Genomic DNA, 18,053 nt, shown 5'->3' on the forward strand with positions numbered 1-18,053 from the left:
TATAATGCCTATTTTATTATGCGTACCATGCAGATTTGTTCCTGTCAAAATTGTCACGGCGCAGAAGCACATGAACGACGAGCGTTACGTCGTCCACAGATTCGCTCGGACGAAGGACACCATTCATGGACGACACTACCCGAAACCGACAAAGGCGCTTACCGACAAGCGTCGTGAGCGGACGCGGCAACTCGACGATGGCGCCAGAGTGCTGAGCGATAATGTTGGCGGGATGCGGTGGATCACCCTGCGGCCGAGTTATCGATGTGTCATCATGCACAATTGCCGGACGGATAAATATGAATTAGAAATACGCATTAACCAGTCACGTCCCAAACCCGCGTCGCCGATAGGACATGCCTGAACACGCGTCGAAGAGTGCGATGAAATTTCCTGATTTCTTTGCGGAAGCTCCCACAATCACGCTGCGCGACCCGCTGGCGGCTTTCCTTGGCGCCTCGGAAGGCGGAGTGATGAGTTACGCTTATATCGATGTCGTGAAACTCGCCGGCCATTCCTGCCCCACAGTTGCTGGCGCCTATCTGATGGTGCGCAGTGGGCTGCGCCATCTCTATGACGATGAGATACCCGAACGGGGCAGTATTGAGGTTCATATGCGCAGCCCACGCGACAAGGGCGTAACGGGCGTTATGGCTGCCGTGGCAACGCTTATCACTGGCGCTGCGCCGGAGACAGGCTTTGGCGGTATCGGCGCGAATGGCCGTTTTGCGCGGCGCGATCTCTTGCATTTTGACGCGCCGATCGATGGCCTTCTGGCCCTGCGGCGGTGCGATAACGGCTGCGGAGTCATCCTCGATCTCGATATGTCCGTTGTTTCGTCGGCGCGCGAGATGCAGGTGCTGTTCCCTAAGGCGGTGGCCGGACAGGCTAACGAGGACGAACTGGCCCGCTTCGCAGCGCTCTGGCAAGCCCACGTGGAGCAAATACTAGTCCAGCACGCCGACGACCCCGATCTTGTCCGGGTCCGTGAGTGGAAGGATGCTGCCTGACCACGACCCAAAGGCCAACCTTCCCTGTAACCCTTATGCGGATGAAGCAGGAGATAAACAATGAAGCCGAGGCTTGAGTATTTTCCCAAGGCGCCCGAACTCATGAAGGCGCAATTGGCGCTGAACAAGGCAGTGGAGGAGAGCGGGCTTGAGCACAGCCTGCTCTGCATCTGATCAAGCTGCGCGCCTCGCAGATCAACGGCTGTTCCTATTGCGTGGACATGCACGCACATGAGGCGCGCGCCGACGGCGAGAGCGAGCAGCGCCTCTATCTTGTCGCCGCCTGGAAGGAATCGCCGCTTTTTTCCGAGCGCGAACGCGCCGCCTTTGCCTGGACCGAGGCGGTGACGCAGATTTCACATGGCGGCGTCCCGGATGAGCTTTATGCCTTGGCGCGCAAGCAGTTCTCGGAAGAGGATCTGGTGAAGCTGACCATGGCTGTCGCCGTCATCTACACCTGGAACCGGTTGAGCGTGTCCTTCCACACGATCCACCCGGTGCGCAAGGCCGAGGCGGCATGAACGCCGATGCACAACAGGTTATTTTCTTCAACCTTTCAAGGACGTGATCATGAAGCTTTACTATATGCCCGGCGCCTGTTCGCTCGCCACCCACATCGTGCTGGAATGGACCGGCGCCGCTTACGAGACAAAGAAGCTCGGTCGTGACGAGTTGAAGGGGGATGCCTATCTGCGCATCAACCCGCAGGGCATGGTTCCGGCACTCGAGCTGGACGACGGGACGGTGCTGACGCAGAATCAGGCGACGCTCGGCTATCTCGCCGACCGCCATCCAGAGGCGAAGCTCGACGGCGACGGTACACCGAAGGGCCGCGCCGAAGTCCATCACTGGATGGGCTTGATCAATTCCGACCTGCACCCTGCCTTCAAGCCGCTGTTCGGCGCGACCGCCTATCTCGGTGACGAGGCCGCGATCGACAAGACCCGGCAAAACGCCAGGAAGGTGGTGCGCCGCCTGTTCGAACTGGTGGACCGGCAGCTACATGGCCGCGACTTCATCGCGGGAACCCGCTCCATCGCCGACGCTTATCTGTTCGTCCTGGCAAGCTGGACGAAAAAGGTAGGCATCGACCTTTCCGACCTGGTCGGGATCGCGCGTTTCGAGCAGCGGATGCGGGCCGATCCAGCCGTGCAGAAGGCGATGAAAGCGGAGGGACTCGCCTGATCTGGCCATGGTGTCGATGGAGTAGCCCCGCATAGATCAACGCTGGCACGGTAAGGAGGATGGAATGGCTGAGAACAAGGAAACCCCGGACGGACCCGATCTGGCTGAGGGTATCGCCGCGGCCGAGCTTGCCGATGGCGGCATGCTTGTCGGCCATGTCGAAGGCAAGTCCGTCCTGCTCGTACGTCGCGGAGAGGAAGTCTTCGCGATCGGGGCCGAATGCAGTCACTACAACGGACCTCTGGCCGAGGGGCTGGTGGTGGGAGAAACCATCCGCTGCCCCTGGCACCATGCGCGTTTCGATCTCCGCACCGGCGAAGCGGTGGCAGCGCCGGCTTTGGCCCCGCTCGGCTGCTGGTCGGTAGAGCGGCATGACGGTAAGATCGTCGTCGGCAAGAAGAAGCTCGCCCCCAAACATGTGCTTTCCGGCGGTTCCGTGCCAGAGCGGATCGTCATTGTCGGCGGCGGCGGCGCCGCCTTTGCTGCCGCCCAGAGGCTGCGCAATCTTGGCTATGCGGGCAGCCTTGTCATGCTGAGCGAGGATGCCGACCTGCCCGTCGACCGGCCCAACCTTTCCAAGGACTTTCTCGCCGGCACGGCGTCGGAAGACTGGATGCCCTTGCGCGGGCCTGCCTTCTACGAAAAGCAGAACATCGACCTGCGGCTTGCCACCAAGGCGGCCAGCATCGACGTGGGTGCAAGCGAAGTCCGCCTCGCCGATGGCGGCACACTTTCCTACGACCGGCTTTTGCTTGCAACTGGAGCAGAGCCCGTGCGCCTGCCGATCCCGGGCATGGAGTTGCCACATGTCCACACACTGCGCTCCTTCGCGGACTGTCGGGCGATTATCACGCAGGCCGAAACGGCCGGTCGGGCCGTGGTGATGGGGGCCAGCTTCATCGGATTGGAGGTTGCGGCAGCACTACGCAAACGTGGGCTCGAGGTCCATGTGGTGGCGCCCGACAAGCGGCCGATGGAACGGGTGCTGGGCCCGCAGGTGGGCGATTTCATCCGCGCCCTGCATGAGCGGCACGGTGTCATCTTCCACCTTGAAGACACGGCAAATGCCGTCGCCGCCACCGAGGTCCGGCTTGCCAGTGGCCGCACGCTTGCCGCCGATCTCGTTGTCGTCGGCGTCGGGGTGCGGCCACGCACGCAACTGGCCGAGACCGCCGGCCTCAAGACCGATCGCGGCGTGGTGGTAGACGCCTTCCTGGAAACGAGCGCGCCCGGCATCTTTGCTGCCGGCGACATCGCCCGCTGGCCCGACCCGCATAGCGGTGCGGCGATCCGCGTCGAACATTGGATGGTGGCCGAGCGCCAGGGCCAGACGGCTGCCGAGAACATGCTGGGCGGCCGCCGTAAGCATGTGGACGTGCCGTTTTTCTGGAGCCGCCACTACGACCTGGGTCTCAATTATGTCGGCCATGCCGAGGCATGGGATGCAATCGAGGTCGAGGGCGATATCGCCGGAAGCGACTGCGTGCTGCGCTACAAGCGCGACGGACGTACACTTGCCGTGGTCACCATGGGCCGCGACCTGGAAAGCCTGGCCGCCGAGGCCGCAATGGAAGCCGAAGTCGCGGCATAGGGAATCCTGCGACCAGGACCGTGGCGTGGCTGTTGGTAAGCACCTCCGCCGCCTGGCTGCCGAGAAGAAAACGCTATAACAATCAGATTGCAATCGGGAGCCGCGGCTGCTTCAAGAATTGCGGTAGCGGGATGCTTGTTGGCCACCTGTAGCGTGCTCGCGTCGATCCCGAGCTTTCCAGCCAGAGCCGCCTTTCATGGCTTCGGTCACAACATCGCGACTGCAGTTTCGCTCGGTTCCTATCAAAGCCAGGCTCGCTGTTATTTTTGAGAGCCCACTATTTATCTTCTTCCCGCAACGCAATGATAATGCGGTCGGGCAGAAGCGGCAGATCTGTCAAGCTGGTGCCCAGCGCATGGTTGACGGCGTTGACGACAGCTGGCGCTACCGGGATGGTCGCTATCTCGCCGATGGCCTTGGCGCCGAACGGCCCGGTCGGTTCGCCTTCTTCCACCAATAGGACGTGCAAGGCCGGCATTTCCGACGCATTGACCAGCGTGTAACGGGCGAAGCTGTCAGCAATAACCCGCCCTGTCATTAGATCCATGGCAACGTCCTCGTAGAGCGCATAGCCTATGCCGATCTGGACGCCGCCGTGTATCTGGCCCTCGACCAGCATGGGATTGATGGCCCGGCCGACGTCGTGGACGGCGAGATAGTCGCTCACCTCGACCCGGCCCGTCAGCGTATCGACCTCGACCTCGGCAAAATGCGCCGCATAGGAGCCGGGATTGGCGCTGGCGCGATGGGTATAGGTGGCAGCAGGGAGGTTGGTCCCGCGCGTCCCCAGCCAGGCGGCCAATTCCGCGAGCGTCATCGACCTGTAGGCGGCCTCGACCCGGCCGCCGCGCAGCCTGATTTCGGTTGCGGCCGCGTTCAAGGCCAGCGCTGCGGCATCGGCGACGATTGCAGCGAGCGCGAGTGCGGCCCGGCGCACGGCTTCCCCGGCGATGTAGGTCATCCGGCTGGCACGGGTGCCAAGATCGTAGGGGCAGGTGTCGGTGTCCGCCGGCGCGATGACGATCTCGCTGGCACACAGCCCTAGCACTTCAGCGGCGATCTGCGCCAGAGATGTGTCCGATCCGCAGCCGAGATCGTGCAGCGCGCAAACCAGTTCGACCCGCCCGTTTGCCAGCAACTGCAGCGCGGCCGTCGTGGCTTCGTCTTCGCCAGGAAAGCAGCCGTTGATATGGGTGGCAGCGGCCATGCCGACCCCACGCCAGAACCGACCTCTCTTCACGACAGCCGCCCGCCGCTCGGCCCACTTGAAGACTTCGGCCCCGCGTGTCAGGCAATCAGCACCGCGTGCATTGCCCAGGTCCAGGTCCTGCCACGGATCCCGCGCGCCGGGCGCCACAATGTTCAAGATGCGTGCATCCACGGGGTCGATGCCGATGTCGCGCAAGGCCAGATCCAGCGCAATCTCGCCCAAAGCATGGATCTGCGGCGAGCCGTAGCCGCGAAAGGCTCCCGTTGTCAGCGTGTTGGTATAGACCGCCCGGCCTCGGTATCGTTCGGCCGGGACGGCATAGAGCCTCGCTAGCCTTTGTAGCATAGAGCCGGGCAAATAGTTGCCCCCGGTGCAATAGGCGCCGATGTCCACCACAACGTCGGTATCCCGTCCCAAGATGTGCCCGTCAGCCGCCAGGGCGATACGCATTCGCCCGCTCGTGGCGGACCGGGTCCTGGTCGCGGTGAAGGTATCATGCCGGTCGAAGGTGATACGCACAGGGCGTCCGGTTCGGTCCGCGAGATAGGCGCAGATGGGATCGAGGATCGGCTCCGCCTTGCCGCCGAAGGAGCCACCGATGGGCGCCTTGGTCACATGCAGCCGACCGGGATCCATCGCCAGCGCCTGTGCCACCACCGCCTGCACGGCAAAGACGCTCTGGCAGGGAGAATGGATTGCGATGCGTCCGCCCGCCTCGGGCCAGGCCAGGCAGACATGCGGCTCGACCGCACAATGGTGGCTGCGCGGAGTTTTAACGGCCACTTCGGCAATGTGATCGGCGCAAGCAAAGGCGGCGTCCAGGTCGCCGTGGACGAAGTTCACCTCGTCCACCGGATTGCGGTAGGTGGGACCGGCGGCATCCGCAACGGGTCCGGCATGGTCGAGTGCGGCCTGCGGTGCCAACACGGCGGGTAGGTCTTCGTATTCCACCGCGATCTTCAAGAGGGCGGCGCGGGCGAGGGCTTCCGTCTCGGCCAGCACCACCGCCACCCGGTCGCCAACATGGCGAACGATGGGAGGAAGCATGTGCTCGTCGGCGAGAGCGACTTGCCCGCAATACCAGATCGAGCTGTTGTAGCCGTTCTGGGGGGTGTTGGCGTGCCACCACACACCGATGACACCGGGAAGGCTTAGTGCGGCCGCGGGGTCGAGGCTGACGATCCTAGCGTGGGCACGCGGCGAAAGCAGCAGCGCGCCATGCGCCAGCCCTTCAACCGCCATGTCCGCGGCGAAGCTCAAGCGACCGGTGACTTTCGCGACGCCATCGATCAATGGCACCCGCTGCGAAACCTGCTCCATCACAGCGCCTCGTCGAACAGCGGATCACGTGCCGAAAGCCCGCAGAGCCGCGCGATCAGATCAAGCCCCAAGCCGCGGATCGCCTGCCGTTTCCAGCGCCAGGAAGCACGCCCGGGAATGGCGGCGGCGAACTCGTCGCTCAATGCCTGCATGAAGTCGCGCAGGGCGGCGAAAGTGAGCTGCCGGCCGGCCAGCGCGGCCCCGGCAAGGCCAAGCCGGATCGGCCGGGGGCCGAGGCTGCCCGCCACCAAACGCAGCGCACCGAACCGGCCGCTCGAGAACTCTCCCATCGCAGCCATGTTGAGCCGCGAAATCGTAAGATCGCGGCGACGTCCGAGCTTCACGAACGCGCTGCGCGGCAGGAGCTTTGCTTCCGGAAGGATCACCTCCATGATGAGGCCGCCGGCCTCGGGACGGAAATCGCCGAACGGGATCTCGGCGCTTGCACCCCCGGGCATCATCAGCCGCTGACGAGCCTCTGCCAGCGCCAGGACCGGCACCAGATCGGCGGCGGGAGCTGCATTAGCGATGTTGCCGCCGAGTGTGGCGCGGTTGCGGATCTGGACAGACCCGCATTCGGCGGCCGCCTGCGCCAGCGCCAGAAAACGCTTCGCCAAGCCGGCATGGGCCTCCAGCGCCGCGACGGTGGTGGCGCCACCGATTTCGATATCGCCGCCATCGGTCTTGATGCCGGTAAGGCCGTTTATGGCCGAAATATCCACCAGCAACCCTTGCCGCGGCAAAGGCCGTCCCGACAGGAGAAGGTCGGTGCCCCCGGCGATGAAGCTGACGGGAAGGGGACCCGCCATCAGCTGTGCGAGGGCGGCAAGGTCGACGGGCCGGGCCGGCACCAGCGCGGTCAAGTCCTGGCCCCCCCCCGCGCCGTTCCGCCTCGGCGGAGACGGCGCGCACGATATTTTCGTGGCCGGTGCAGCGGCAGATGTTGCCGGCCAACGCGCGGCGGATATCTTCATTGCCGGGAGCGGGTTTTGCCCGCAGTAACCCCTCGGCCGCAATCACCATGCCCGGCGTGCAATAGCCGCACTGCACGGCGCCGACATCGACGAAGGCTGCTTGCAAGCGTGAGAGAAGCCCGGGCCCGGCCAGACCTTCGATGGTAATGATGTCGCGCCCCTGCGCCTGAAAAGCGAGCATCAGGCAGGCGTGAACGGGCGCACCGTCCACCAGGATCGTGCAGGCGCCGCATTCGCCTTCAAGGCATCCTTCCTTAAGACCGGTCAATCCGAGACCTTCGCGCAGGACATGGCTGAGCCGCGCCAAAGGGTCGCTATCCACCAAAACCTCTCGGCCGTTGATCTTGAGTGACAGCGCCATGGATGCACTTTCCTTGGATAGGTGCCGACACCGTCGCATAGGAAACGATCAATGACAATTCATCATATAGTAAACAAAACAAGATGTGTGTTAACTAAAATCGTCATGTGATTACTATTGTCATGTAAATGATATGCCATCTATCTCAACAGATAGAGGCATTCACGGTCGGCCGAGCCGAGCAGATGCGCGTCGGCCCAACTAATGACCGGATGAATAGAAAATGGCTTGCCGCATGAAGCAATACCGCACCATGTCGAGTAGCGGCTGAGGCATTTCACGCTCAGATTCTGCCCGCGATATCTGGCCGACGTGCTCGACCTAATCTACGATCATAAGATCAATCACCTCGATGGGCTGCTTCCCTGAAATTAGTCGCCTGTCACCGCCATCTCCGCCGGGGCCGCTTGATGACAACCGTGACCCATGTGTTCAGCATCAACTACGTCGCCAAATTGCTCGATGAAGATGCCGGACTCCTTCAGGCGATCGTCAGCAACGATGACAACCTGAGCTACGGCAGCAGCATCAGTGTCTACACCGGGCCGGACGAGGCAATAACCTCGCTGACCCGCGACGGAATTGAAGAACTGGAGCAAATGTTGGCCCATGCTCGCCGTACCGATGACGAATGGGACGACTTCCTCGACGCCTTCGTCGATGACGAGGAACTCATCGCACGCATCAAAGCGAAATCTTCGCGGTAACAACCGGACGGTTATGCCGCTGCCGACCCAGGTGATGGCGGGACTGGCGATCCAGTAGCACACGTTCGTGTCGGACGAGATGTGCCTTGACACCATTTATCCGGGAGTCGGAATAATTAAAGATAGAGGTACCGCACCAAGTCGTCCTCCAAAAGCCAAGCACTCGGGCCGCAGGCCGCGATCTGACCCATGACCAGCAGATTGCCTCGATCCGCGACCGCCAGGGCGGCTTCGGCATTCTGCTCGATCAGCAGCAAGGTCGTGCCGCCGTTGCGGAGTGCGGAGACATGCCTAAATATTCGTCGATCGGCTTCAGCGACAGCCCAGCCTTAAATAGGTGGCAACTCGAACAGCTTGGCGCCATTATCTGCCTTTTCAACATAGCCGATGATACGAAACCAGCGGGTCATTGCAGGTTCTTCCAGCCAACTTCTGGAATGGATCGGCAGATTGCCGGCTAGTGCCTGAATACGACGGATATGTCGTTGGCAGAAGCGCACCGTGTGTGCAGTAAAGAAGCTTTCTCGCGCGGCGAAAATAGTCTCGGCCGCATCATCCGTCTCATGCCAAGAAATGATCGCCACTACCGTCTCGCCATCGAGCAAGGTATGGGCGCGCCCCTCCTTGAGATCCATCATCAGACTATCCTGAACCTTCTGCGGATTCTCCCCTGTCATGCCGTAGCTGGTTGACATTCTACCTGAAAGGTCTCGAAAGACGGTCTCCAGGTCGCCCGGCGTCGCAGTCCTGGCTCTCATCCTATCGCCCTCTTGCAAAAGACCATCATGCCTCGCCTCGCTCGGTTCTTGGACCCAAGTGAACCATTGTCACACCATGTCTATCGGCGCCGGCCAACTGGGTCCTGGCAACGAAGATAACAAGCCTTCCTGGTAAAAGGCACCGACATACCTACCGAAGGCCAGACATAGCCTGGCGTTCCCCAACGATTGGCCGAAAGCGTTCCGAGCGACGTGAATATCTGGACCCACGGTGCAAAACATGCGTAGACCATCAAGGAAACACAGACGCGTGAGAGTTTTGCTCGGCGCCCACGCCGCCAGCGCTGAAGCATAGCGCGATTTTGTGAGCCGTGTTTGCGCTAGCTCAATGATTCATTGCGCGTGCTGGGCTAGCGGGGGCGTGAAGTTTCGCTGCCGCCGTCGCGACACCGAAATGTCTTGGAGGGTTGCCATGAAGTCGACGTCGGATAGGCTGAAATCGGACTGGGATCCGAGGTCCGACGCGGTACTTGCCAACCAGATCAAGGCCTATGATGCGATGCGCCATCAATGTCCGGTGGCCTATAGCGACTATCTGGGCTGGTCTCTGCTCCGGCACGAAGACGTGGTTCATGCGCTGGACGATCACCACACCTTCAGCAGTGTTGTCTCCAGCCATCTGTCGGTACCGAGCGGCATGGACCTACCCCTGCACACGGCATACCGGCGGTTGATCGAGGGTCATTTCGAGCCCGGGCGCGTCGAAGCCTTCGAGCCGCTTTGCCGTACGATCTCGGCCGATCTCGTGTCCAGCCTGGAGCGGGGCGTGGAGATCGACCTTGTCACGCGGCTTGCCCAGCTTTTCGCCGTGCGTATCCAGTGCGCCTTTCTCGGCTGGCCGGACAGCCTGCACGAACCGCTGCTTCAGTGGGTACGCAAGAACCATGAAGCCACCCTGGCCAGGGACACGGCCGCGATGGCGGCCATCGCGCTCGAGTTCGACGGCTATATCAGCAGACTGCTGGAAGCACGATGCCAAGCCGGCGCGAGCGCACCGGACGACATCACCACCGACCTCTTGCGGGAAAGGGTAGGTGACCGGCTGCTGACCCATGAGGAAATCGTCAGCATCCTGCGCAACTGGACCGTCGGTGAACTGGGCACCATCACCGCCTGCGTCGGCATCCTGGGCTACTACTTGGCGGAAAAACCGCAGCTCCAACAGCAACTCCGTGAAAACCTTCACCTGCTGCCTGCAGCGATCGACGAGATATTGCGGCTGCATGCGCCGCTCATCTCCAACCGACGGGTGACGACTAGGCCGGTGGAGATTGGCGGGCGCATAATACCGGCGGGCGAACGGATCACGCTGATGTGGGCGTCGGCCAACCGCGACGAGGCGATTTTCGGCAATCCTGACGAGTTCCGCCTCGATCGCGATCCAGAACAAAATCTCCTCTATGGCCGCGGCATTCATGTCTGTCCGGGCGCACAACTGGCGCGGCTAGAACTGCGCGTCGTCATGGAGGAGCTGCTGAAGCAGACCCGCAAGATCACGCCGGCTCCCGGTCGGCAACCGGTCCTTGCCATTTATCCAGCAAGCGGGTTTTCCACGCTACCTATGCAAATATTATAGTGTGGTCGCGATCATGCAGGGACGATCCGCTCGTACGGGACGCAATCCGAAAACCCGGTAACACCAGCAACATCGGCATCATTTCAAGACTGCTGAGACAGACATTGCAGGCCTCGGCAATAGCTCTGCCGGCATCCATCCGCACTCCAGCTGGATCAAGGGAAGATTTCAATCTTCGGGAACTCCAACGATCTATTCTCATAATTCGCGACGCTCGCATGCCTGTGGTGCCGGAAGGGCGCATTCGGCGAGACTCGTTTTGTCGAGTTCCGATATGAACGCAGCCTGTGCAGCCGAAAGCTTTGACTTGAAGCGGCAACTTGGCGTGAGCAGGCACGCCCCGCCATCAGCTCGAAAACATTCGACGACGGCGTGTCGATGCTCGAGGCAACGCACGACCTCGCCCAGCGTAATAGCCGCGGCTGGTCGAGCCAGCCGGATACCGCCCCCGGCACCACGCTGCGTGAGGATATATCCGCCCTTCGCCAGATCCTGCACCACCTTCGCCAGGTGACTATAGGGGATATGCAGTTCCTTCGCGATACCGCTTGTGGTGAGTACGGCATCCGGCTTGTCGGCAAGGCGCATGAGCACACGCAGTCCGTAGTCGGTAAAGGCAGCAAGGCGCATGACGATCCTTAATTGGTATTTACAATGCGTATTAGTAAGTTTACGAATTGGCTCATGGAATACCTATTTGGCAATTTTGTGTGCTCCACCTCAAGAGCGTGGTCGGTAGGAGAGCGACGAAGCCAGGTGGGTGTCCGACGTCCATATCAACGGAGGGAAGGGGTATGTCGGCGCAACGGAACATCAGGTTCGGTCTAGCGGTTGCAGGCAGCGTGGGGAGCTTTGCACTGTCTTGGCCTTACTGGCGGAATTTCGAATATTGGGCCGAATCGCATTCTATGTGGCTTTTCTATTTCGTGTTGGGCTTTGTCCTTGCGATTTATGTATTCTACGTTTTTCTTGATAGCCTGGAAACATTGTTCGAACACGATGCGCTTGAGCGGCAAGCTCAGGTGGTCCCCGCCGAAGAAACTCCGGCAAGCCCGGAGGACGCGCGATGAGCTGCTCTCCGGGCAAACCGTGCCACGAAGGCGTGAAGCGGCGGCGTGCACTTGCTGTCCTCGGTCTGATGGCGATCATCTTCGTAGCGCTGTCGTCCGTCTCCTTCCTCGATTCGCGGGGGCAGGCGGTTCCTGCGGCCATCCATTACGCCGGCTTCGACGTCGTCCAGGGCAAGCGCGTGTTCCAATCCTACAATTGCATGGGCTGCCACACCATCGTCGGCAACGGCGCCTATCTGGGGCCGGATCTGACCAAGCTCTACGACAAGACCGGACCGGCCTGGATTGCAGCCTTCCTGCCCTCGGCGGGGAGCTGGCCAACAAGCGGGGCGGTGAAGCTGCAACTGCAGGATAAAGCGGTCGCTGCCGAAGCCGGCGTGGATTCAATCGAGGCCTACCTGGAGAAATATCCGGGCGCCGCCGAGCGCATCAGCCGCCGCGGCGGCCACACCACGCTGATGCCGAACCTACCGTTCAGTCGAGATGAGGTCGGCGAACTGATCGCCTTCCTGAAGTACACGTCGGCGATGAACACGGAAGGCTGGCCGCCGGTACCGCAGGTGAACGGGCTCGCCTTTCCACAAGCAAAGCCGATCCCTGTGTCCGAACAGGCGGCCGCCGCTCCAGCGACGGCATCTGCCGCTCCCGTCTCGCCAGGTGCCGAAATCGTCCGCGGTGAGGAACTTGCCAAGGACAATGGCTGCACCGCCTGCCATGCGCCAACCAAAGAGAAGCTCGTTGGACCTGGTTGGGGCGGCCTCTACGGCTCGACCGTCAAGTTTGCCGACGGCTCGAGCTCTGTCGCAGACGACGCCTATCTGACCGAATCGATCCTCGAGGCGGATGCCAAGATTGTCGAGGGGTTCGAGGCAGGCGCCATGCCTTCCTTCGCCGAGATACTTGGTTCTGACCAGGTCAACGACATCGTCGCTTATATCCGCAGTCTTGAGGGGAATTGAGCCATGTTCCGTATCGAATACGAGACCCAGCGCCTTAGCCTGCGTTTCTTCATGGTGATGCTGGTGCTATTTTTCTTCCAGACCGGCCTCGGTCTGCTGCTTTCTGCCCAGCACATCGACCCAATGCTGCTTGCGGGGACGCTGAACTTCAACATCATCCGCACCCAGCACCTCAACCTTGCCATCTTCTGGATTCTGTGCGGCTTTATCGGCACAATCCTGTTCGTCGGTCCGCTCTTGTCGAAGCGCGAACTGGCTGCGCCGTGGATGATCAAATTCCTGTTCTACGCGCTTCTGGCCGTGGTTGTCTGGAACCTGGGAACCCAGGTTCTGGCCCAGCAGGGCGTCGCCGGCTGGTGGATGGGCCAACCCCTGCTCCAGGAGGGGCTTGAATATCTGGAAGCCGGCCGCATCGCCGATGTGGTCATCCTGATCGGCTTCGCCATCCTGTGCTACGTCGTGCTGCGGACTTTTCCGCCTGTGTCGCAATGGAACGAGATCCACTGGGGCCTAGGCCTCGGCGTGGTGGCGCTGACTCTGGTGTGGGTCTTCGGCATGTTCTTCGTCGAGCGGTTGGACGTACAGGAATATTTCCGCTGGTACGTCGTCCACTACTGGGTCGAGGGCGTGTGGGAGGTCATCCACATCTCACTCGTCGGCTTCCTGCTGGTGCTTTTGTTCAAGGCTAACGTGAAGTCGGTCGGCTATGCCGTGTTCTGGGGCGTCTCGCTGGTATGGCTGTCCGGGTTGATCGGCAACGCTCACCACTACTTCTGGATCGGCACACCGGAATTCTGGCAGTTCTGGGGTTCGCTGTTCAGCGCGCTGGAACCGTTGCCGCTGATCTTCTGCTTTTGGCACATTTATCTCGACGCCCATCAGGACGGGAAGCCGATTCCCAATATGCCGGCTTTTGCCTTCCTGCTCGGCTCAGTGGTGCTGGAACAGGTGGGAGCCGGCATCCTCGGCTTCACCATGACGTTTGCGCTCACCAATGTATGGTCGCACGGTACCTGGGTGACGGCCAGCCACGCGCATCTGGCGTTGTTCGGTACCTTCGGGATGCTCGGCATTGCCGCAGCTTATTATGCAGTCCCGATAATGCGCGGTGCCGCGAACTTCGACCAAAGGCTGGGCAAGCTCGCCTTCTGGCTGGTCTTCACCGGTATACTGGGGCTCGGCTTTGCCTTTGCCATCGGTGGCACCGTACAGGTGTTCGTCTATCGCACGTTGGGGCTAGACTGGTTCGGCGGCGACATCGCTCCGGCGATGCTGTTTGCAAAGGTCATGGTGCCGGTCTTCGGCATCGTGTTTGCTGCGGGCGTATGCCTGCTCGTCTACGACCTGTTAACCGTCGGCTTGCGCATCCCATCCGCCTCGTCCGAAAACATGGCGATTACGACGCCCTCCGGCTGGGGTCGGCGGCTGAGTGGTTGGGAAACCGGTATATGGCTGCTCGGCATGTGGTTCTTTGGCGGAATCATCACGCTCGGCTTGCTCAGTTTCAACCTAGAGACGGTGCAGCAGGGCAACGCGCTGTTTCCTTATCTTATGGGCGGTATCGGTTATCCGGGCCTGCTTCTGGTGACACTATTCTTCGTCTGGCGCTTCTTGCGCTCGCTCGAGGCGCGCGGCCATGTCCGCCTTGCCCCCCTCGCGACGGCGGCGGTAGCGCCCGCCGGCGCGGCCTGAAAAGGCCGTGCCGGCTCTCTCTTCTCCCGATCACAAACATGGAGTTTCGACTATGACCACTCAGATCCCGGAGGCTGCACTGATCGAGCGCACGGTCGGCGACATCGCCACGACGCTACCCGGCGCCACCGCCGTCTTCCGCAAATTCAAGATCGATTTCTGCTGCAACGGCGACCTCACCCTGGGTGGCGCCGCTCAGCGGCGCGGCATCGATCTTGAGGAACTCGAGCGTGCGTTGGAGACGCTGGCTGCCGGCACCGGAGAGACTGCAGCATCGGCTGCAATGAGCAGCGACGAGTTGATCGACCATATCCAGTCCCATTACCACGAGGAACACCGTCGCACGCTACCGGAGCTTGTCAAACTGGCGCGTAAGGTGGAGGCGGTGCATCGCGAGAATCCGAAGGTACCAGCCGGTCTTTTCGATGTGCTGTGGCAGATGGAGAGCGAACTGGAACAGCACATGACCAGGGAAGAAACGACGCTGTTTCCAGCGATGCGGCGGCGCACCAACGGTCTGGATACTCCGATCGATGAACTGCGCCACGAGCATGACGACCAGGGCGCGATGCTCCGCCGGCTCGAAAGCCTCACCGACGACTTCACGCTGCCCGAAGGGGCTTGCCGCTCGTGGCAGGCGCTTTATATCGGAACGGCCAAGCTTGCCGAGGACCTGATGGAGCACATCCACCTGGAGAACAACATCCTGTTCCCACGCTTTGCTACGGCACAAAGCCGGACCTAGCCGTCCTGAGCGGCCAACTGGAGCGACGGCATGCGCCTATGCCGCGCTACGGGAAGATCTGAAACCTACGAGTTTGGTTCTTACACAGTAGCGAGGCAGGAATTGGTGAAGAAGGAACTCGGGGCGCCACAGGTAGATCCATTGCCTAGTTCGATTCAATCAGGAGACTCCCGATGCAGCCAAGATTGAAATACCGGGATTCGTCACCGGAAGGATTTACAGCGATACTGCAGCTAAATACCTATGTCGAAAGCTGCGGCATCGAGAATTCGCTGCTTGAACTGGTGAAGGCACGGGCCTCGCAGATTAACGGATGCGCCTATTGCCTCGACATGCACACCAAAGATGCTCGGGCAGCAGGCGAAACCGAACAGCGACTGTATACGCTTTCAGCCTGGCGAGAGACACCATTCTTCAGCACACGCGAGCGCGCGGCACTGGCCTGGACCGAGGCGGTCACGCGGATTTCCGATTACCACATCGACGACGAGCTCTATACAGAGCTTCGGCAGCATTTCTCCGAGAAGGAAGCAGTCGATCTGACGCTGGCGGTAATTGTCATCAACGGCTGGAACAGGCTAGCAATCTCGTTTCAGAGCGAGGTTGGCAGTTACCAGACGAATAGCGCCACAACGTGAAATTTCGAAGCCTTCTGACCGTAACAGGCAAACATTTTGCGAGGAGTGTGTTCCAGAACAATGCCTCCGCCGATGACACTGATATTGAGGCACTCTTGCAATAAGGCAGGCTAGGGGAACTTTAATGAGCGAGAACGGCGTTCAGATGGGCAGGATAAGCCGCCTTGGCGACACATTCGAGGCGCGGCTTGAGCGCTTTTTCGACCATGACAGGGATGCTGTTTGGCACATGATCACCCGGTCGGAGGCGCTTGTGCAGTGGCTCGCACCCGGAACCATCGAACCGCGCGTCGGCGGTGCCGTTCATATCGACTTTGCCGATAGCGGGATAACGATTGAAAGCACGGTGCTTGAATTGGACCCGCCACGGTTGCTCAAATATTCATGGAGCAGCGGCGATGAGCCTGCGCGGCCACTGCATTGGGAATTGGAACCGGTCGGGGAGGGGACGCGGCTCACATTGATCCTGCGACTGCCCGGGACAGAAGACGTCTCCAAGGCATGTGCCGGGTTCGATGCTCATCTGGAGATGCTGGCTGCCGCCCTTGAAGGTGTCCCGATCCGCTTCCCTCTCGACTATTACCTCGAGCGTCGACGCGTCTATCAGAGTTTACAACCGGAATGACTGTCGGCGCTGACATCTGGGCAGTTGTCGATGCCGCCGGGAAGGCATGCGGGGCGGATTGTAATATGCTGGGTGATTTTGGGCTGCTCGCTTGTGAAGTGAGGTCCGTCGGCCCGTTGGTGCGTTGGGATCGTCAATGAAGCGGAAGGTCTGAGCATGAGCGAAAAGTTGAGAGCCCATTTCGATGAGCGATTGCCACGTTATACAAGCTATCCGACCGCACCGAATTTTTCCCCCGAGATAAACTCCGCTACCTACAGCCAATGGCTGACGGATCTGCCGTCAAACACGCCAGCCTCACTCTATCTCCATATTCCCTTCTGCCGGTCGATGTGCTGGTACTGCGGCTGCCACACCACCATCACGGCCAAGGACCAGCCCATCGTCGATTATCTGAGTCTGCTACGCAAGGAGATCGATATGGTCTCCACGCAGGCCGGAGCGCCGGTACGCGTCGAGCGAGTGCATTTCGGTGGTGGCACGCCGACGATCGTCGAGCCGGCGGATTTCATCGCGCTGGCCGCCCTTCTGCGTGATCGCTTCGATTTTATAGCCACGGCCGAGGTCGCCGTGGAGATCGATCCGCGCACGCTCGCAGCCGAAATGGCGGCGGCACTGGGAGAGGCCGGCGTCGGTCGCGCCAGCCTTGGCGTCCAGAGCTTCGATCCGGTCGTGCAGAAGGCGGTCAATCGGATACAAAGCGAAGAACAGACCCTCGAAGCCGTCATCCATCTGCGCGAAAGCGGCGTGGAGCGGATCAACTTCGATCTGATCTACGGACTGCCGCATCAAACGGTTCGCTCCTGCGTGGAAAGTGCCGAGGCCGCAGCCGCGATGAAGCCCGATCGCTTCGCCGTCTTCGGTTACGCCCACATTCCTTCCTTCAAGAAGCATCAACGGATGATCGACGAGGCTGTGCTGCCGGACGGTGCTGCCCGCCATGAACAGGCGCTTGCCATTGCCGAAACGCTGGTTGCGGCAGGGTATCGGCAGATCGGCCTCGATCATTTCGCGCTGCCTGAAGACGACATGGCGCAAGCACAGGCAAAGGGAACGCTGAGGCGTAACTTTCAGGGTTACACGACGGATCGATGCGAGACGCTACTCGGTTTCGGCGCCTCGGCGATTGGTTCCATGGGGCAAGGCTATGTTCAGAACGAAGTCGGGCTTGGGCACTATGCCGATCGCATCGGCACTGGCAGACTGGCGACAGCTAAGGGATACAAGCTGACCCTGGAAGACCGTGTACGCGCAAATGTTATCGAGCGTTTGATGTGCGACTTTGAAGTCGATGTGCCTTCGATCGCCGCGCATCACGCGTTCGATCCGTCCTGTCTGTTGGAAGCCAATGAAAAACTCGAGGCGCTGGAACGTGACGAATTATTGGAAAACAAGAACGGATTCATCCGCGTGGCCGAGGATCGCCGCTTCCTGGTTCGAACGGTAGCGGCCGCCTTCGACGCCTATCTCGCCCATTCACCCCGCACCTACAGTAGAGCGGTCTGATATGCGAGCGTGTCATCCGGCGGACCTATGAATAGCCCCTAGATTTGTGGACGCCTTCCTCCCTAAATTTGAGGCAAGGAGGCCATGATGGGGACCAGCAGTTTC

General features: G+C 60.8%; 17 protein-coding genes and 2 pseudogenes. 13 read left to right on the forward strand and 6 right to left on the reverse strand.

Translation table 11 applies throughout. From position 1 onward, the window contains the following. Nucleotides 1–383 precede the first annotated feature (383 nt). The 4 genes and pseudogenes from ACX3P1_RS22120 (at nucleotide 384) to ACX3P1_RS22135 (ending at nucleotide 3,786) form a co-directional block, all read left to right on the forward strand. Complete coding sequence (locus ACX3P1_RS22120) at nucleotides 384–1,010, forward strand: hypothetical protein (RefSeq protein ID WP_459081761.1); 627 nt, start codon at nucleotides 384–386, stop codon at nucleotides 1,008–1,010. Nucleotides 1,011–1,070: 60 nt separating this feature from the next. Beyond that, nucleotides 1,071–1,531, forward strand: a pseudogene (locus ACX3P1_RS22125) (carboxymuconolactone decarboxylase family protein). 49 nt (nucleotides 1,532–1,580) lie between these two features. Then, nucleotides 1,581–2,195, forward strand: a complete 615-nt coding sequence (locus ACX3P1_RS22130) for a glutathione S-transferase family protein (RefSeq protein ID WP_459081762.1) — start codon at nucleotides 1,581–1,583, stop codon at nucleotides 2,193–2,195. A gap of 64 nt (nucleotides 2,196–2,259) precedes the next feature. Beyond that, nucleotides 2,260–3,786: an FAD-dependent oxidoreductase gene (locus tag ACX3P1_RS22135; protein ID WP_459081763.1), complete on the forward strand. Its 1,527-nt coding sequence runs from the start codon at nucleotides 2,260–2,262 to the stop codon at nucleotides 3,784–3,786. A 277-nt stretch (nucleotides 3,787–4,063) separates the two neighbouring features. Here the strand turns inward: ACX3P1_RS22135 and ACX3P1_RS22140 are convergent, their stop codons facing one another. The 3 genes and pseudogenes from ACX3P1_RS22140 to ACX3P1_RS22150 all read right to left on the reverse strand — a co-directional run. Beyond that, nucleotides 4,064–6,316: a xanthine dehydrogenase family protein molybdopterin-binding subunit gene (locus ACX3P1_RS22140; protein WP_459081764.1), complete on the reverse strand. Its 2,253-nt coding sequence runs from the start codon at nucleotides 6,314–6,316 to the stop codon at nucleotides 4,064–4,066. Further along, the gene (locus ACX3P1_RS22145) at nucleotides 6,316–7,179 is read right to left on the reverse strand and encodes an FAD binding domain-containing protein (RefSeq protein WP_459081765.1); all 864 of its coding nucleotides are present in this window, start codon (nucleotides 7,177–7,179) and stop codon (nucleotides 6,316–6,318) included. The genes ACX3P1_RS22140 and ACX3P1_RS22145 overlap by 1 nt, the downstream gene beginning before the upstream one ends. A gap of 49 nt (nucleotides 7,180–7,228) precedes the next feature. After that, nucleotides 7,229–7,690 (reverse strand): annotated as a pseudogene (locus tag ACX3P1_RS22150) ((2Fe-2S)-binding protein); the annotation flags it as partial. A 371-nt stretch (nucleotides 7,691–8,061) separates the two neighbouring features. On the opposite strand from ACX3P1_RS22150, the gene ACX3P1_RS22155 reads away from it, so the two are divergent. Beyond that, nucleotides 8,062–8,358, forward strand: coding sequence for a hypothetical protein (locus ACX3P1_RS22155; protein ID WP_459081766.1), 297 nt, complete (start codon nucleotides 8,062–8,064; stop codon nucleotides 8,356–8,358). A gap of 116 nt (nucleotides 8,359–8,474) precedes the next feature. Here the strand turns inward: ACX3P1_RS22155 and ACX3P1_RS22160 are convergent, their stop codons facing one another. Together ACX3P1_RS22160 and ACX3P1_RS22165 are read right to left on the reverse strand one after the other, a co-directional pair. Further along, nucleotides 8,475–8,615: a hypothetical protein gene (locus ACX3P1_RS22160; RefSeq protein ID WP_459081767.1), complete on the reverse strand. Its 141-nt coding sequence runs from the start codon at nucleotides 8,613–8,615 to the stop codon at nucleotides 8,475–8,477. Between the two features lie 72 nt (nucleotides 8,616–8,687). Next, on the reverse strand, nucleotides 8,688–9,116 hold the full coding sequence (locus ACX3P1_RS22165) for a hypothetical protein (RefSeq protein WP_459081768.1): 429 nt from the start codon (nucleotides 9,114–9,116) through the stop codon (nucleotides 8,688–8,690). 433 nt (nucleotides 9,117–9,549) lie between these two features. Here ACX3P1_RS22165 and ACX3P1_RS22170 point away from each other — a divergent pair, with 433 nt between their 5' ends. Continuing rightward, nucleotides 9,550–10,713: a cytochrome P450 gene (locus tag ACX3P1_RS22170; RefSeq protein WP_459081769.1), complete on the forward strand. Its 1,164-nt coding sequence runs from the start codon at nucleotides 9,550–9,552 to the stop codon at nucleotides 10,711–10,713. 198 nt (nucleotides 10,714–10,911) lie between these two features. Here ACX3P1_RS22170 and ACX3P1_RS22175 read toward each other — a convergent pair whose 3' ends face one another. Next, nucleotides 10,912–11,343: an RrF2 family transcriptional regulator gene (locus ACX3P1_RS22175; RefSeq protein ID WP_459081770.1), complete on the reverse strand. Its 432-nt coding sequence runs from the start codon at nucleotides 11,341–11,343 to the stop codon at nucleotides 10,912–10,914. Between the two features lie 164 nt (nucleotides 11,344–11,507). Here ACX3P1_RS22175 and ACX3P1_RS22180 point away from each other — a divergent pair, with 164 nt between their 5' ends. The 7 genes from ACX3P1_RS22180 to hemN all read left to right on the forward strand — a co-directional run bounded on the left by ACX3P1_RS22180 (nucleotide 11,508) and on the right by hemN (nucleotide 17,948). Continuing rightward, complete coding sequence (locus ACX3P1_RS22180; RefSeq protein ID WP_459081771.1) at nucleotides 11,508–11,783, forward strand: hypothetical protein; 276 nt, start codon at nucleotides 11,508–11,510, stop codon at nucleotides 11,781–11,783. Beyond that, nucleotides 11,780–12,742 (forward strand): c-type cytochrome, encoded by a 963-nt coding sequence (locus ACX3P1_RS22185; protein WP_459081772.1) that lies wholly within the window; start codon nucleotides 11,780–11,782, stop codon nucleotides 12,740–12,742. The genes ACX3P1_RS22180 and ACX3P1_RS22185 overlap by 4 nt, the downstream gene beginning before the upstream one ends. 3 nt (nucleotides 12,743–12,745) lie before the next feature. After that, complete coding sequence (locus ACX3P1_RS22190; RefSeq protein ID WP_459081773.1) at nucleotides 12,746–14,434, forward strand: cbb3-type cytochrome c oxidase subunit I; 1,689 nt, start codon at nucleotides 12,746–12,748, stop codon at nucleotides 14,432–14,434. 52 nt (nucleotides 14,435–14,486) lie between these two features. Further along, the gene (gene ric, locus ACX3P1_RS22195) at nucleotides 14,487–15,179 is read left to right on the forward strand and encodes an iron-sulfur cluster repair di-iron protein (RefSeq protein ID WP_459081774.1); all 693 of its coding nucleotides are present in this window, start codon (nucleotides 14,487–14,489) and stop codon (nucleotides 15,177–15,179) included. Between the two features lie 173 nt (nucleotides 15,180–15,352). Beyond that, nucleotides 15,353–15,817, forward strand: coding sequence for a carboxymuconolactone decarboxylase family protein (locus ACX3P1_RS22200; protein ID WP_459081775.1), 465 nt, complete (start codon nucleotides 15,353–15,355; stop codon nucleotides 15,815–15,817). Between the two features lie 124 nt (nucleotides 15,818–15,941). Next, a complete protein-coding gene (locus ACX3P1_RS22205; RefSeq protein ID WP_459081776.1) occupies nucleotides 15,942–16,442 on the forward strand; it encodes an SRPBCC family protein in 501 nt (166 codons plus the stop codon). 156 nt (nucleotides 16,443–16,598) lie between these two features. Further along, nucleotides 16,599–17,948 (forward strand): oxygen-independent coproporphyrinogen III oxidase, encoded by a 1,350-nt coding sequence (hemN, locus tag ACX3P1_RS22210; protein ID WP_459081777.1) that lies wholly within the window; start codon nucleotides 16,599–16,601, stop codon nucleotides 17,946–17,948. Nucleotides 17,949–18,053: the final 105 nt, after the last annotated feature.

The organism is Mesorhizobium sp. A623, assembly GCF_054489405.1.